Origin of the sequence: Bradyrhizobium sp. 6(2017) (assembly GCF_011058295.2) — a bacterium.
Lineage (GTDB): Bacteria > Pseudomonadota > Alphaproteobacteria > Rhizobiales > Xanthobacteraceae > Bradyrhizobium > Bradyrhizobium septentrionale.
The window spans coordinates 7,504,741-7,520,294 of the sequence record NZ_CP049289.2; the positions used below are offsets into that span (position 1 = coordinate 7,504,741).

Annotated in this window: 15 protein-coding genes; 11 read left to right on the forward strand and 4 right to left on the reverse strand. The window is 64.3% G+C overall.

Annotated elements, in window-relative coordinates; translation table 11 throughout:
• Window positions 1–10: 10 nt before the first annotated feature.
• The gene (locus G6P99_RS35650) at window positions 11–1,630 is read right to left on the reverse strand and encodes an FAD-dependent monooxygenase (protein ID WP_051346603.1); all 1,620 of its coding nucleotides are present in this window, start codon (window positions 1,628–1,630) and stop codon (window positions 11–13) included.
• Between the two features lie 109 nt (window positions 1,631–1,739).
• Here G6P99_RS35650 and G6P99_RS35655 point away from each other — a divergent pair, with 109 nt between their 5' ends.
• The 9 genes from G6P99_RS35655 (at window position 1,740) to G6P99_RS35695 (ending at window position 8,812) form a co-directional block, all read left to right on the forward strand.
• Window positions 1,740–2,636, forward strand: a complete 897-nt coding sequence (locus G6P99_RS35655) for a LysR family transcriptional regulator (RefSeq protein ID WP_029083646.1) — start codon at window positions 1,740–1,742, stop codon at window positions 2,634–2,636.
• A 296-nt stretch (window positions 2,637–2,932) separates the two neighbouring features.
• Window positions 2,933–3,115 carry a hypothetical protein gene (locus tag G6P99_RS35660; RefSeq protein ID WP_051346604.1) on the forward strand — a complete coding sequence of 61 codons (183 nt, stop codon included), beginning with the start codon at window positions 2,933–2,935 and terminating at the stop codon, window positions 3,113–3,115.
• Window positions 3,116–3,172: 57 nt separating this feature from the next.
• A complete protein-coding gene (locus G6P99_RS35665; protein WP_051346605.1) occupies window positions 3,173–4,306 on the forward strand; it encodes an aromatic ring-hydroxylating dioxygenase subunit alpha in 1,134 nt (377 codons plus the stop codon).
• Window positions 4,306–4,821: an aromatic-ring-hydroxylating dioxygenase subunit beta gene (locus tag G6P99_RS35670; protein ID WP_051346611.1), complete on the forward strand. Its 516-nt coding sequence runs from the start codon at window positions 4,306–4,308 to the stop codon at window positions 4,819–4,821. The genes G6P99_RS35665 and G6P99_RS35670 overlap by 1 nt, the downstream gene beginning before the upstream one ends.
• Window positions 4,822–4,830: 9 nt before the next feature.
• Window positions 4,831–5,154: a non-heme iron oxygenase ferredoxin subunit gene (locus tag G6P99_RS35675; protein ID WP_029083648.1), complete on the forward strand. Its 324-nt coding sequence runs from the start codon at window positions 4,831–4,833 to the stop codon at window positions 5,152–5,154.
• A 36-nt stretch (window positions 5,155–5,190) separates the two neighbouring features.
• Window positions 5,191–6,504, forward strand: a complete 1,314-nt coding sequence (locus G6P99_RS35680; protein WP_029083649.1) for an MFS transporter — start codon at window positions 5,191–5,193, stop codon at window positions 6,502–6,504.
• Window positions 6,505–6,569: 65 nt separating this feature from the next.
• The gene (locus tag G6P99_RS35685; protein ID WP_165125264.1) at window positions 6,570–7,082 is read left to right on the forward strand and encodes a MarR family winged helix-turn-helix transcriptional regulator; all 513 of its coding nucleotides are present in this window, start codon (window positions 6,570–6,572) and stop codon (window positions 7,080–7,082) included.
• Between the two features lie 147 nt (window positions 7,083–7,229).
• Window positions 7,230–7,511 (forward strand): hypothetical protein, encoded by a 282-nt coding sequence (locus G6P99_RS35690; protein ID WP_029083651.1) that lies wholly within the window; start codon window positions 7,230–7,232, stop codon window positions 7,509–7,511.
• Window positions 7,512–7,858: 347 nt separating this feature from the next.
• Window positions 7,859–8,812: an AraC family transcriptional regulator gene (locus tag G6P99_RS35695; RefSeq protein ID WP_029083652.1), complete on the forward strand. Its 954-nt coding sequence runs from the start codon at window positions 7,859–7,861 to the stop codon at window positions 8,810–8,812.
• Window positions 8,813–8,862: 50 nt separating this feature from the next.
• Here the strand turns inward: G6P99_RS35695 and G6P99_RS35700 are convergent, their stop codons facing one another.
• Window positions 8,863–9,732, reverse strand: coding sequence for a DUF2066 domain-containing protein (locus tag G6P99_RS35700; RefSeq protein ID WP_035977733.1), 870 nt, complete (start codon window positions 9,730–9,732; stop codon window positions 8,863–8,865).
• Between the two features lie 202 nt (window positions 9,733–9,934).
• On the opposite strand from G6P99_RS35700, the gene G6P99_RS35705 reads away from it, so the two are divergent.
• Window positions 9,935–10,948, forward strand: coding sequence for a zinc-dependent alcohol dehydrogenase family protein (locus G6P99_RS35705; protein ID WP_165125266.1), 1,014 nt, complete (start codon window positions 9,935–9,937; stop codon window positions 10,946–10,948).
• Window positions 10,949–10,960: 12 nt separating this feature from the next.
• Here G6P99_RS35705 and G6P99_RS35710 read toward each other — a convergent pair whose 3' ends face one another.
• Complete coding sequence (locus G6P99_RS35710; protein ID WP_029083655.1) at window positions 10,961–11,734, reverse strand: enoyl-CoA hydratase-related protein; 774 nt, start codon at window positions 11,732–11,734, stop codon at window positions 10,961–10,963.
• A gap of 123 nt (window positions 11,735–11,857) precedes the next feature.
• Between G6P99_RS35710 and G6P99_RS35715 the strand changes: the two genes are divergently transcribed.
• Window positions 11,858–13,447 (forward strand): gamma-glutamyltransferase, encoded by a 1,590-nt coding sequence (locus tag G6P99_RS35715; RefSeq protein ID WP_165125268.1) that lies wholly within the window; start codon window positions 11,858–11,860, stop codon window positions 13,445–13,447.
• A 720-nt stretch (window positions 13,448–14,167) separates the two neighbouring features.
• Here G6P99_RS35715 and G6P99_RS35720 read toward each other — a convergent pair.
• On the reverse strand, window positions 14,168–15,376 hold the full coding sequence (locus tag G6P99_RS35720) for a GAF domain-containing sensor histidine kinase (RefSeq protein WP_165125270.1): 1,209 nt from the start codon (window positions 15,374–15,376) through the stop codon (window positions 14,168–14,170).
• Window positions 15,377–15,554: the final 178 nt, after the last annotated feature.

A 15,554-nucleotide genomic window follows, 5' to 3' on the forward strand; every position in this document is an offset into this window, starting at 1 on the left:
GGAGCCCCCGCTAATGCAGCAACGTTGAAAGTGCGCCGGCCAATTCCTTCGCCGGATCCGACGGCAGCCACGGCATGCGCCACGCCACATGCCCATCGGGGCGCACCAGCACGGCGCCGCGCATGCCCAACTGGAATCCGTCCGCCGGGTCCGCCGCTGGCAATTGCTTCAACGACAGCGGCAAGCCGGTCTTCTCGGATACCTGCTTTCCCGCCTCCAGCCAGTCGTTGCCGAGCGGCCCCGTGACGACGGTGAACTCCTTGTCGAACCAGTCGAGCGTCGATTTCTTGCGCGACGGCTCGAGCCACATATGCGGAAAGCGGGCGCCGGGACGGTCCGTCGGCGTGTAGTAGCGGGAGTTCAGCGCCTTCGCGACGGTGCCATCGGGGATTACCGCGCCCTCCTCGTAATTGTGGCCGAGGTTCTGGCCGATGCTGTGCAGATGATTGTCCATATCGTTGATCCAGAACTTGATCCGGTCCGGATTTCGCGATCGCACGGCGTCGTCCGTCAGGCCAAATCGCAACCTGTTCCCATAGCTGAAATTGGCATTGGACTGCGCGATCGGGCGGCGCTCGCTGGAATAGCTGTCGAGCAACTTCTCATCCGCCAGGCCCTTCAGCACAAAGGCAAGTTTCCAGGCGAGATTGTGTGCGTCCTGAACACCGGAGTTCAGGCCAAAGCCGCCGGTCGGCGGAAAGCGGTGCGCGCAGTCACCGACGAGGAATACCCGGCCCTTTCGAAAGCTCTCGGCCACCTGCATGCTGACGCGCCAGATCGAGCGGTTCAGAAGCGTGACATCGAGATCCGGAATGCCGACATGACCGCGCGCGATCTCGATGAACTCCTGGTCGGTCCACGGCCGCTCGCGATCGTCCTTGGTCTGGCCGATTTGGGTCACGGTCAACCAGCGATCCCTGCCATTGGTGTTCAGGATGCCGGCGCGCGGCAGATCGGGCTTGTCCGGGATGATGATGAAGCCGGCGGCTTCGCGCGCGATTGGCAGCTGCGACAGGTCGGCCCGCCAGTACTCATTCGACATCACCGCCAGCGTGGACGGTCCGACCATATCGATCCCCGCGCTGCGTCGGGTCTGGCTGCCGGCGCCATCGGCGGCGATCAAATAGGTCGCCGTCCACTGCGTCACGCCGCCGGTCTTCTGGCAACGTGTCGTGACGCTGACGCCGCTGTTGGTCTCCTCGAACGATTCACAGGCGGTGTTGAACAGGACGGTGGCGTGTTTGGACTTCCCGACCACCCGCAGAATTTCTTCCTCGACGGCGTCCTGGGCGACCAGGCTCTTCCAGGCTGGGGTATGGCCGACATTCGGTTCGGGACGAGTGCGGCCGAACTCGTGACCCGCGATGCTGTCGAGGAACACGAACATGTCGGAATTGTCCTGCAGGCCGCGGTCGCGGATCGCCTGCTCGATCCCCCACTGCCGGAAGATCTCCATGGTGCGGACCCAGCAGCCGCGCGACTTGGGATGATCTGTCGTCGTCGGGCTCTTCTCGACCACCACGCAGTCGATGCCGAAGCGATCGAGCAGCAGTGACATCGCAAGGCCGACCGGCCCGCCACCGGCGATGAATACGGACGTCTGGCGTGCCTCGTCGGGGGCGATACCCATCCTCGTCTCTCCTCCGTTTGATCGTTGGCAAGAGACTGCTCTCTTTTTGGTATCTCACAAGAATATGTTTGATATGGTATCCATCTCGATTTGAGATGGAGCCCCCATCATGGACTTGCGGCAGATTCGCTATTTCGTTGCCGTCGCCGAGCGTGGCGGCTTCGCCGCCGCAGCGAGCACGCTGAATGTCGCCCAGTCGGCGCTCAGCCGCCACGTCAAGGAACTCGAGGACGAATTGGGCGGCGCGTTGCTCGAGCGCGGTGCGCGCGGTGTCTCCGTCACGGAATCCGGCAAGGTGCTGCTCGCGCGAGGGCGCTGGCTGCTTGGCACAATCGACGACATCAAGGCCGAAGTGCGCACGGAGAACCGCGAGCCCAGCGGTACCGTGCGGATCGGCGCGCCACCGAGTCTCGGCGACATCCTCTACGCACCGCTTGCCCAGATATTCGTGAAGCAGTTTCCGCGCGTGCGGCTCGAGTTGAGTGAGGGCCTGACGGAGAACGCATCCGAACGCCTGTTGCGGGGTGAGCTCGATCTGGCGATCGTGACGACGCCCTCCCCCAACGATCACCTCGACTATGAAACGCTGGTTGTCGAGCAGGTGTTCCTGATCGGACCGTCGCGCGATCCGCTGCTGAAGCGCGGCAAGCTCAGCCGAAAGGAGTTCGACGCCCTGCCATCCGCTGTGGCCCCGCTCAGCCGCAACCCGTTCCCGTCGACAATGCTCTGCGCGGTACGGGTCGACAACAGCACGCCGATGAAGCGCATGGTGGCCTCGGGCCTCGGCTATGCCTTGCTGCCCTTCTCCGGAATTCATCAGGAGGTGGCTGCCGGAACGCTGTCGGCAGCGCTGTTGCCGTGGATGCGCGCCGAGCGCGTGCTGGCGCTGCCGCGCGGGCGGCCGGTCAGCCGGGCAACGCGTGAAGCGATTGCCGTGCTGAAGAAGATCTGCCGCGCCCTGATCGATGAGGGAATTATCCTGACCGCGCCGGCGCGCAAGAGCTGAACGCTGACGGAGCCAACGTTCCGAGCTCAAGCCATACGCACCGACCGGATTTGCTGCGTTCCAATCCCCACTCCCGATGGCCGTCTGGCACCACCACGTCCTGCCCGGTCTCTCGGCGAACCAATCGGCTTGACGATAGTTGTCATGACAACTATAGAGTCATTCCAAGATTGGCGATCAAGCCGGCTGTTCCCGCCGCGAAGGACGGGAGCCATGAAGCTGCAAAGATACTGCGGGCGACCCTCGGGGTTCGTCCGCTCCTTGCGCAGCCGGCGGTACGTCGAAGGGAGGACGTGATGAGCACTGCTTCGCAGAACCATGCGGCAAGGCTGAGCGAGATTTCTCGGCTCGTCGTCGACCGGCCTGCCGAGCGCGTCTTCGAGGTCGATCGCCGGATCTTCACCGATCCCGCCGTGTTCGACGCCGAGCTCCGCCACATCTTCGAGGCCACGTGGAATTTCATCGGCCTGGAATCCTAGGTCGCCCGGCCCACCGACTTCGTCACCACCCATATCGGCCGGCACCCCATTCTGGTGATGCGGAGCGCCGACGGAAAAGTTGGCGCATTCCTCAACACCTGCCGGCATCGCGGAACGATCGTCTGTCCCTTCAAACAGGGCCGGCAGAAATTCCACGTCTGCCGCTATCACGGCTGGGCCTACGATTCGAGCGGCCGCAACATCTCCGTGACGGAGGAAGCGAGCGGGCAGTATCCGCCGTCCTTCTCGAACCAGAACCATGACCTGCTCCCGGTTGCACGCCTTGGCTCGTATCGCGGCTTCCTGTTCGCGAGCCTGTCGGCCGACGTTCCGCAACTGGAGGAGTTTCTCGGCGACACCCGCGCCTTCCTCGACCTGATCATCGACCAGAGCGACAGCGGTGAAGTCGAGTTCGTGCCGGGCGCCAGCACCTATACGTTCGACGCAAACTGGAAGCTGCAATTCGAGAACGGCCTCGACTACTATCACTTCGCGACCACGCACAGCTCCTACGTCGATATCCTGAAGAAGCGCAATGCCACCGCCGGACCGGACGCCGGATTCACCGGGGAGCCGGAGGGCGAGCAAGAGGGGCAAGGCAGCTTCAGCTTCGATTACGGCCACGCCGTCAACTGGTCGATCAAGCGCACCCAGCTCTACGGCCGGCCGCTCGGCATGGATCCGGCGCGTCTCGACGCCGTGCGGCAGCGCGTCGGCAGCACCCGCGCCAAATGGATGCTTCGCCAGCGCAACCTCACGATTTTTCCGAACCTGCAGGTCATCGACATCCTTTCCGCGCAGGTGCGGACCTGGCGGCCGCTGGCGCCCGACAAGACCGAGATGGTGTCGCATTGCCTGGCTCCGGTCGGCGAAAGCGCCGCGGCGCGCACGCTTCGGATTCGCAATTACGAGGACTTCTTCAACGCTTCCGGGCTCGCAAGCTCGGACGACAACGTGATGTATGAGTTCTGCCAGACCGGCTACGACGCGGCGACCGCGGCACCGACGCAAGGCTATCTGCGCGGCATTGCAGACGTCGGCCGCGGCGAGAGCGCGCATGCAAGCGAGCTCGGCATCACCCCGTCCGAATGGTCGTTCGGCCCCACCAGCTTCGGCGGCGAGACGAACTTCCATCCCGGCTATCGCGAGTGGCGCAGGCTGTTGCGGCACGCCGCGGGGGAGACGGCGTGATGGCTGCCGATGCAATCAGGGAAACGGATGCCCACGCGATCGCATCCGCGACCATCTTCCGCGAGGCCCGCCTGCTCGACGCCGGCGAATGGGCCGATTGGGTCGCGATGTACAGCGAGGATGCCGTCTACTGGGTGCCGGCGTGGCTTGACGAGTACACCACCACCAATGATCCCAACACGCAGGTCTCGCTGCTCTATCACGATGCCCGGCGCGGGCTCGAAGAGCGGATCGCGCGTATCGAGTCGCGAAAATCGATCACCGCGCTGCCGCTGCCGCGCACGGTGCACCAGATCTCGAACCTGGAAGCGTCCGAAGCCGGACCTGAACAGATCATCTGCCACGCGGTGTTTTCCGTCCACGTCTACGACCCGCGCGTGGCAAAGGAGCATCTGCGCCACGGACGCTATCAGCACACGCTGCGACGTGAAGGCGAGACCTGGAAGATCGCGCGCAAGATCATCACGCTGGTCAATGACCGCGTCCCGACCGTTCTCGATTTCTACAGCATTTGAGAGGGCACAATGGCAGACCAAGGCACCTGGCACGCGGCCGCAACGCTTGGCGAGCTGAACGAAGGCGAACCATATGGCGTCGAAATCGCCGGCCACCACATCGCGCTCTATCGCGTCGGCAGCGAGTATTACGCCACTAGCAACATCTGCACCCATGAGGAGGCGCTGCTCTCCGACGGCGTTCTGGACGGTTGCGAGATCGAATGCCCGCTGCATATGGGCCGCTTCGACATCAAGACCGGCGAGGCGCTGACCAGTCCGGTCGAGATCGACATCCAGACCTATCCGGTGCGTGTGGCAGGCGACCGGCTGGAGGTCTGCCTGCCCGCATAAAGCGACTATCAACAAAAAGAATCGGGGGAAACCGGAATGACCGAAGTCGTGATGGACAAAGCGGCGATAACGACCGCCGATCCGGAGATCGAACGCACCACGATCCGCAAGGTTGCGCTGCGCCTGATGTGGTTCGTGATGGCGATGTACTTTCTCGCCATCCTCGACCGCGGCAACATCTCCTTTGCCGCGCTGCAAATGAACAAGGAGCTCGGGCTCAATGCCGAGATGTTCGGCATCGCGGTCGGCATCATGTACTTCACCTATTCCATCTTCGAGATCCCGAGCAACCTCATCCTCAGCAAATACGGCGCACGCGTCACGCTGACGCGGATCGCGATCCTCTGGGGCATTGCCACGGTGCTGATGGCCTTCACGCAGGGCCCGCTCAGCCTCTATGCATTCCGCGGCTTTCTCGGCATTGCCGAGTCCGGCCTGTTTCCCGGCGTCATGCTGCTGCTGAGCCTGTGGTTTCCGTTCAGCTACCGCGCCCGCTACAATGCGATGTTCAATTATGCGGTGCCGATCTCCTACATTTTCGCCTCGCTGATCTCGGGCGCCATCCTCGAGCTGAATGGGACGTTCGGCATCTCCGGCTGGAAATGGCTGTTCATCCTCGAAGGCCTGCCGCCCATCGCTCTGGGGATCGTCGGCATCTTCTATCTGACCGACCGGCCGCAGCAGGCGAGCTGGCTGTCGACCGCGCAACGCAACTGGCTGATCGGCGCGCTCGAGCGCGACGCCAAGGCAACCGGCGTGGTGCATGCCGAGGGCGTGCTCAGGACCATCACCAAGCCGATGGTGCTGCTGTTCGGCCTGTGTAATTTCGGCCTGTTCTGCGGGCTGGCGTCGCTGTTTCCCTGGCTGCCGCAAATCATCAAATCCTTCGGCCTGCCGAATTCGCAGGTCGGTTTCGTGACCGCGATCCCGCCGGTCGCCGGCCTGATCGGCATGATCGTGTTGTCGCGGCACTCCGATCATGTCGGCGAGCGCTTCTATTATGCCGCGATGACCTTCGTGATCGCCGCATCGGGCTTCGCAATTGCCGCCTTTTCAACGTCGCCGCTCTGGATCATCGTCGGTTTCATGGTTGCCAATGTCGGTGTCTATGGTACGCAAGCCGTGTTCTGGACCATCCCGCAGTCCTACATGTCGCGGCAGAGCGCGCCGGGCGCGATCGGCCTGGTCAGCACCATCGGCAGCATCGGAGGCGCCACGATCCCGATCGTGATCGGACGCGCCAAGGACGCCTCCGGCAGCTTCACCACCGGATTCCTAGTGGTCTCCAGCGTTCTGCTCGTCGCGGCGGTGCTGGTCCTGATCGCACGCTCTCAACTCGTGAAAGAATGAAAACTCGGACTGCCAAACATCGTACCAAGGCCCCTGCCCCGCGCGAAAACGCGCGCTCGGAACTGGTGATCGACTTCGAGCGCTACGTGCCGACGGTGCTGTCGAGCCTGGTCGCGAAGCTGCGCGCCAATGCCAATGCCTTCTTTCCGCAAGCCTACGGCGTATCGCTCGCGGAATGGCGGGTGCTGTCCTTTCTCAGGGAGCACGAGCCGGCCAGCGCCTATGACATCTGGACCAACGCGCAACTGGACAAGGCGGTCGTCAGCCGCGAGACGACGTCGCTCAGAAAGAAGGGGCTGATCGAGCTGACGCCGGTCCGCGGCAGCGCCCGGAACCGGACCGAGATCCGGCTGACCAGACTCGGCGTGGCGCTGCTCGACCGCAGCCTGGACGAAATCCTGCGCCGGCATGACAACCTCACGGCCGGCCTCGACACCAGGGCACTGGATGCCTTCTTCCGCGTCGTGGCGCATATCGAGCAGCGCATTCCCCCCATGGGCGATCCGTCGGACAATGCCATGCCGGCCCATGCGCCGGTCAAACGCATTGTAAGGCGCAGGCCGCCAACCGGAGCCTAGCGGCGGCAGCCCGAGAGCGCGGCGGCCGCGCGGATCGAAATACGGGTCATCCACCGCTGGGTGCATGAAGGAACCGGCCGTAATTTATGTTTCAGTAAGCAAGTTGTAGCTAGGATCGATGAGTGCGTTGCGTATGGGAGACTTCCAGTGATCGACTTTGACGAACTTCGTAGTATCGCAGCGGATGTTCGTATCTTCATCGACGCTTCGGAAGACAAGGGCGGCGCCTTGAAGGCCATCGTCGAGGCCTACGACGTCGTGCTGGGCATTTTCCCGGCCGGCCCCGGAATGGACCTTCACGTGGTCAAGGGCACTGAGGTCCTCAATCACATTGCGCAGACCCAGGCCTCGTCCGGCTTTACGCATACCGCGATCGCATTCCAGACCCGTGAGCAGGCTGTTGCGCTTGAGCAACTGATGGCGGCCTAGCCACCGGAGCTTCACGCTCCCGTGACGGGGCATCGCATTTCGCTTTGAGATCAAGCGATTGCCTGACGCGCTGCCCGTTTGACGCGCACCCTTCGCCAATCTTGACGCCAATCCTGTCCTCAAGGCGCCGTCCCGGCGCAAAGACGTGCCAAGCGCGTCAATCCGGCGCCATCGTCCGCATTGCCTCGCAGCGCAAAACGAGCGAAAATCCGCACGTTTGTAGAACGAGATCATGGTCTCGCCACGCGAATCAAATCAATCTGGGCAAGTTGTCGCGGGCGCACTTTCTTCTGACGTCGAATACTTGGTATTCGTGAACTAATCGCGCTACAGTTGTGGGCGTGGATATGGGCGAGCATCTGACGGTTAGCACCGGCGAGCTCGACGGCTTCGAGGGACTTCACGACGCCGTCAAAGGCTCGCATGTCGAGGTCATGCAGCTTGAGCGCGGCAGGCTGCGCGGCACGCTGTCTCATGTCGGGATCGGCAATTTTTCGCTCAGCATCGGCGCGTTCAATGTCGGGGTTCGCACCCAGCGCACGTCCGCAGATGACAAGCTGATCATCGGAATGCTGCTGAACGCCACCGACCGCGTCACGCATTGGGCTTTCGACATGCAGCCGGCCGACGTGCTGGTGATTCCTCCATCGGTCGAGCATGACGGCGTGTTTCACAAGGCCTCGTCCTATGCCGCAATTCGCTTCGACATGGCGGATCTGCCCGACATATTCGGCGGTGACCCGCGGCTCGCCGATGCCGAAACATGGCAGGCGAAGAACCACTTTCGCGCCGACCCCGCGATCGGCATGGTCGGGGCGGACCGGCTGCCGCAGATCGTCTCGCATCTCGCCCGCTATCCGGACGCGCTGTCGGATGCGTCGGCCGAATTCTGGAAGCGCGCGATCGTCGACTGCGTGAGGGCGACGGCGATCACGTCGCTGCCTCCAGATGGATCGAGCTATCTGCCGTCGGCAATGAGGCTGGTACGCCACGTCGAGGATTACCTGCACGCCGCGGGCGCCCGCCCCGTCCATGTCTCGGAGATCTGCGGCGAGCTTCGGCTGTCGCGACGCAGCCTGCACCGCGCCTTCCACGAGGTGTTCGGCGTCGGCCCGGTGACGTTCCTGCGCTACAAGCGGCTTTGCACGGTCCGCGAGATCCTGCGCGAAAGCACGCCGGACCAGACCACGGTGTCCAGGGTTGCGATCGAACAAGGCTTCATCGAGCTCGGGCGCTTCTCGCAATACTACCGCGCGATGTTCGGGGAATACCCGTCGCAGACGCTCGGCTACGCCGGGTAGAACGATCAGCCCGCGCTCAAGCGCGATGACGGCGCCAGGCTCGCGCAAGCTCATTTTGATCGCCCCGGATCGCCGTTACCCGACAGCACCTGCGCGGCGCCGCCGACGCCGCGGCGGAAGGCTTCGTCGAAAGTGACCCCGCGGACCTGCCATTTGTAGTCCTTGCCGCGCCACGCCATCTGCCATTGCGTCGCCCAGCCGAGATCCTTGTCATCCCAAACCAGCCGTCCGACCAGCGTGGCCTCGCCGCCCTGCGGCGCGACGATCGAGGTCAGCTTCGCGGGCGTCACCTTGAGGAGCCCGGCTGCGGCCACGTTGGCGCTCGTCAGCGCCGCCGCGCTTGGCAGCACGAAGCGCATGCCGCGCTTGCCGGCCGCGGCTGCGAGCGCGTCGCGCTGCAGATCGGACTGCGTTCCATCAGCGGTGACGACGTAATCCTTCGGGCCGTGCTGCATCTCGGTGAACACGCCGAGCACCGGCCGTCGCGACCGCCACGGCTTGAGGCCGAGCTTGCCGAGAATGCCGTCGATCTTCTTGTCGTCGAAATCCACCGTCAGGTCATAGGGCCGGTCGCGGGTGCCCTGCTCGTCATGATGCGGCTTGCCGGCATACTGGTCGTGATAGTCGAAGCCACTGACGAACTCCTTGGCCTTCGACTTGTACGCGGCAAGCCGGCGGTCGCCTGCCAGCATCGGCTGCCCGGAGACCTTGATCAGGACGTCCTCGAGGCACGCACCGAAGCCGATGATCCGGTTCGGCTCGCCCTCGCCGGTGACGACGGTCTGCGCGCGATAGAGGTTGTCGTCCGCCGCAGCCATCGCGCCGCTGCAACAGATCAATGCAACAGCAAGCAGCGCTCGAACCACACCGCGTGCGAACGTGGCAATCAGATTGTGCTTCGTCTCAAGCAAGGCAGCCATGGTCACCTCCGCTCGGTCACGTCATTATCGGCTCAGATTGGTGGTATTTTTCGGCAGCGCCAACGCGTCCGGACATGGGCGCCATTCCATCGGCTGCGCCACACGCTCTGGCCACGCATGACAGGGCTGGCATATGCTGAGCGGATGCGCGGCGGCGCCGGGAGCGCTGCCCGTCACAACAACATCCGGCAGGAGACGCTCCGTGAAATGTTACGAGTTGCAAGGCCCCGGTGGCGTCGACGCGTTGGCGCTGGTCGACAAGCCGGTTCCGCAGGCCGGTCCGGGCGAAGTCCTGGTACGCCTGAAGGCCGCGACGCTGAACTATCGCGACCTGCTCACGGTCAAGGGCGGCTATGGCTCGCGCCAGAAATTCCCGCTGGTGCCGGTGTCCGACGGCGCGGGTATCATCGAAGCGGTCGGCGCCGGCGTGAAGACTTTCGCGGCCGGCGATCGCGTTGTCGGCAGCTTCTTCGAAAGCTGGCTCGGCGGCGAACCGAGCGAGACGCGAATGCGCGCGGCGCTCGGCGGCAGCGTCGACGGCGTGCTGACCGAGTACCGGGTATTTCCCGCGCATGCGCTGGTGCGCACGCCCGACCATCTCAGCGACATCGAGGCTGCCGCACTGCCCTGCGCGGGACTCACGGCGTGGAGCGCGGTGGTCAAGCTCGGCGACATCAAGCCGGGCCAGACGGTGCTGACCCAGGGCACCGGCGGCGTCTCGCTGTTCGCGCTGCAATTCGCCAAGATGTGCGGCGCCCGTGTCATCGCGACCTCGTCCAGCGACGCCAAGATCGTGCGGCTGAAGCAGCTCGGCGCCGATGTCACGCTCAACTACAAGACCACGCCCGACTGGGGCAAGAAAGCGCGCGAGCTGACCGGGCGCGGTGTCGATCTCGTCGTCGAGGTCGGCGGCGTCGGCACGCTGAACGAGTCGATCCGCGCCACCAGGATCGGCGGCACCATCGCCTTCATCGGCGTGCTCGCAGGTCCGGCAACGGCGGACTCCCGGCTGCCGCTGATGGTAATGCAGCAGCAGCGGCTGCAGGGCGTCACCGTCGGCTCGATCGAAGATTTGCAGGCGCTGTGCGACGGCATCAGCATGCACGGCGTCAAGCCCGTGATCGACAAGGTGTTCGCCTTCGACCAGGTCAAGGACGCGTTCGCCCACATGGCGAGCGGCGCGCATTTCGGCAAGGTCGCGATTGCAATCGGGTAGGACCACCAAAGCCTAGCGCCCCGTGAACTGGGCCTTGCGCTTCTCGACAAAGGCCTGGCGGCCTTCCCTCGCGTCGGCGCTTTCGCGGATCACCGACTGCAGCTCGATCTCGCGGCGGAATTGGTCGGCGTAACTCGCATGCTCGCTCTCCTCGAGCAGCTGGCGGGTCGCGACCAGCGCGCGCGTCGGGCCATCGGCGAGGCGGCGGGCGAGCGCCTTCGCCTCATCGAGCAGTCTTGCGTCATCGACGACCTCGCGCACCAATCCCCACTCTTTCGCCCGCTCGGCCGACAGCGGCTCGTTCAGCAACATCAGGTCGAGTGCGCGCTGGCGGCCGATCAGGCGCGGCAACAGCCACGTCGAGCCGAGATCGGGCACCAGGCCGATCCGGCTGAACACCTGGATGAAGCTCGCCGAGCGCGCCGCCAGGATGATGTCACCGGACATCGCGAGGCTGAAGCCGCCGCCGGCCGCGACGCCGTTGACCGCGACCGCGACCGGCAGGCTGCACTCGCGCAAGGCGCGCATCGCCGGCCAGTAATGCGTCATCACGCCGGTCACGATGTCGTTGCCGAGCGACTGGAACGCCTTGAGGTTCTGCCCCGAGCAAAAACCGCGCCCCTCCCCGGTCAAGACCAGCGCGCGGATGCCCGTGTCGCTGGTCATCTCGCCGACAGCGGCTGCGAGATCGCCGAGCAATTCCGGTGTCATGGCGTTCAGGCTTGCGGGGTCGTTGAGCGTCAGGATGCCGACCTTGCCGTCCCGTTCGCGCTTCACTGCGGTCATTTTCCTCTCCCTGGAATTGCTTGTTATTGAGCTTCTTGTGCCACTCTCTTGCGCTTACTGTGCCATGCTTGGCATGCTACGCCAACGTGCCCCGCCCGCAACAAGAACAGCGAAAGCAACGCCATGTCCGACCAGTTCTCCAACTCGCAAGTGATCCGCAAGCCCGCCGTCTCTGCCAAGGGCGGCATCGTCGCGGCGCAGTCGCGCAAGGCGGCCGAGGTCGGCGTGGAGGTATTGGCAACGGGCGGCGATTGCGTCGACGCGGTGATTGCAACCACCTTCGCGCTCGGCGTGCTGGAGCCCTGGATGAGCGGCGCCGGCGGCGGCGGCGCCATGGTGCTGTACCGCGCCAAGGAGAACCGCGTCGAGGTGATCGATTACGGCATGCACGCGCCCGGCGGCCTGCGCCTGGAGGATTATCCGCTGACCGGCGGCGCGGCCTCCGACCTGTTCCCCTGGGCCCGGGTCAAGGACGACCGCAATCTGCACGGCCCTGGCTCGATCGCAGTACCCGGCGTCGTCGCCGGCATGGAGGAGGCGCATCGCCGCCACGCCAAACTGCCGTGGAAGGAGCTGCTGGCGCCGAGCGTCAAGCTCGCCGGCGAGGGCCTTTTGGTCGATTGGTGGACCACCGCGATGATCGCAAGCTCGGCCGCCGATCTGCGGCGCTATCCCGCCAGCGCCGCGGCCTATCTGCTGGACGGACTGCCGCCGAATGCGCAATGGAGCATCAAGTCCGAGGTCCGCATGCCGCAGGACAAGCTCAAGGCTTCGATGGCACAGCTTGCCGCGGCCGGCCCGCGCGATTTCTACGAGGGCGATCTGGCGCGCAGCATCGCCGACGACATCCAGGCTGCAGGCGGCACGCTGTCGGTGCGCGATCTCGCGTCGTTCCGCGCCCATCTGCGCGAGCCGCTCCGGATCCCCTATCGCGGCGGCACGGTCTATGCGACGCCGGAGATGACCGCGGGTCCGACCATGGCGCGCACGCTCGGCCTGCTGCAGAAGGCGTTCGAACCTGCACAAGGCGGTCCGGATGCGGCGACCTATACGGCTTACGCCGAGGCGCTGCGGGCCGCCTATCGCGAGCGGTTGAAGGAGATGGGCGACGTCGACGGCCGCCGCGCGCTCGGGGCGGATGCGATCGCACCGGCCTGCACCACGCATTTCTCGGCGGTCGACCGCGACGGCAACATGGCGGCAGTGACACAGACCCTGCTGTCGAACTTCGGCTCGCGATTCGTGACGCCGAACACCGGGCTGACCATGAACAACGGCATCATGTGGTTCGACCCGACGCAAGGTGCACCGAACTCGCTGGCGCCCGGCAAGCGCTGCCTGACCAATTACACGCCGGTCGTGGCGGAGGCCGCCGACGGCCGCCGTCTCGCCGCCGGCGCATCGGGCGGCCGCCGCATCCTGCCCGCTGTGTCGCAGCTGCTCTCCTTCGTGATGGATTTCGGCATGGATCTCGACGCCGCGATCCATCACCCGCGGATCGACACCAGCGAGGGCAATGTGGTGACCGGCAACGTCAGGCTTCCCGCCGCCGTGCGCGACGCGCTGCGCGGCCGCTTCGACTTCGAGGAGGCCCGCACCCAGACCCTGCCGATGAAGTTCGCCTGCCCGAGCCTCGTGCTGCGCGACGGCACCACCAACTTTGGCGCCACCGAACCGTTCCAGCCGTGGGGCGATGCCGTGGCGGAGGGGTGAGATCGCGGACGCTTCACTGAAATTGTCGTCCCTGCGAAAGCAGGGACCCATAACCACAGGTGTTGTTAAGATGAGCTGTGGCCTCAGCTCGGCAAGCCAATTCGCATTCGTGGTTATGGGTCCCGGCTCAAGGCCGGGACGACACTGAGTGTGTGGTGCCGCTTGTGAGACAAACTTCCGCGTTCTCGCGACATGTTCTGCCCGAGCCTTGCTTCTCGTTCCGCCCTCTCTTGAACAGAGGGCGCAGGGAAAGCCGGGTGCCGATCGCACCCATGGGCCCCGAGCAAAGGGTAGAAAGCTCGGGGGTAGGACCACAGGTGTAACCGGAGCAATCCGGCTTTCCCTGCGCGATGGGTTACGGCTTACTTCGTGCTCTCCCCGGCGAGACTGGGCTTGCTTGTCACCGCCCCCGCATCACGCCTTCGCGTGTTGCGACGAGACACCGGCCGCAAGGGCGTCAGGACCACACGACTTCACCGTCCGCCTCGCGTGCTCTCGTCAGTTGCACGCTCGGCGTCCACCGCATCCCACACCTCGTTCGTGACGATCGCGAGCCGCCCCTCGATCGGGTGAGACGGACGGACCATACACCGAGTTGCAATTCCGATAAATAGAAATATTTTTGCCGCAGGGGCTTGCGCCGTCGGGCAACTCAGTGATTGGCGTTTTCGCGATGGCGTCTCACGCGCGAGCCGGCTCAGGTGGCCGGACGCTGTCGGATCAGCAGCGAGGTATCCGGAACGTGAATCGTGTTTCGGCGGCGGAGGACGTCACCTCAAGTGTGCCGCCGTGGGCGCGCGCAATTTCCGTGGCGATGTAGAGGCCCAAACCCAGCCCTTCGTAACTGGACTGGTGCGCAACGCGAAAGAAAGGTTGGAACAACTTCTCGATGACAGCTGGAGAGATCGGTGCCCCGCCATTCGCGACCGACAACTCAAAGCCCTCGCTGTCGGTTACGGCAGACACCGTGATCGGTGAATTGCCATCGCCATGCTTCAGGGCATTGCCGACCAGGTTGGACAACAATTGCGCGATCCGGGCGGGATCGCAGTTGATGCCCCGATCGATGACGAAATCGGTTTGGACCACGCGATCAGGCCACGCCGCCCGCAATTCATTCACGACGTGCTCAAGCGCCGGTAGCAATTGCGCGTCGGCGCTGCGCTTCAATTTGAAGCCGCCGCCGAGACGGACGCGCGCGAAGTCCATGACATCGTCGATCAGGGTCGCCATCCGCTTCACACTGTTCTGAAGCAGCCCGACATAGGTCGTCGACTTTTCGTTGAGCGGCTCCTTCAGCAACAGCCTCATGCCGGCGTCGATCGAGGCGAGCGGATTGCGCAAATCGTGCGCCAGCACCGCGATGAACTGCTCGCGAAGCTCATCCGTCTGTCGATGGCTTAGCAGCGCCGCCTCGCTGGTCGCGACCCTCTCCTGCGCTTGCAGGTGAAATGCGATCAGCGAAGCGAACAACTTGAACATGTTGACGACTTCCGACGTGTTCACTTTCGCCGGATGCGGATCGATTGCACAGAGCGTCCCGAAAAATGTGCCATCGGCGAGGACGATCGGAATCGAGATGTAGCTCTGAAATCCATACATCGCCGGCGTGCGGTGGTCGCGAAAAGCCGGGTCCTCGGCAACGTGGTCGATGACAACCCCGTGTCCGCTCGCCCTTATCTCATCGCAGATCGTGGTCTGGACCTCCAGCTCACCGCCGGGCGCAAGTCCGAACGAGATGTTGTCCCGGACCGCGCACGCAATCCAGCGGCTTTCCGTGACCCGCGCCACCGCGGCAAAGCCCATGCCCGTGGTGCGGCACACGACGTCGAGGATGGTCGGAACCGCATCAATCCGGCCGATCGCGAGGATGTCGGCCTTCAGGTCAGCGGGGAGTTCGTTCGTCGCGGCGGCTGACGAATCTTTCAAGTCCGCTGCAATCAATTCGGAAATTCGGGCTCACTCCACGCAAACGCCGGGAACAGAAAATGCCCCATCGCGGGTCGCACACTAAGGGATAGTCAACAATCTCAAGATGGCCCGAAACTTCGACCGCTGTCCACATCAAAGATGGTTCCCGGCTCCTCCCGACCTTGGATCGCACCGA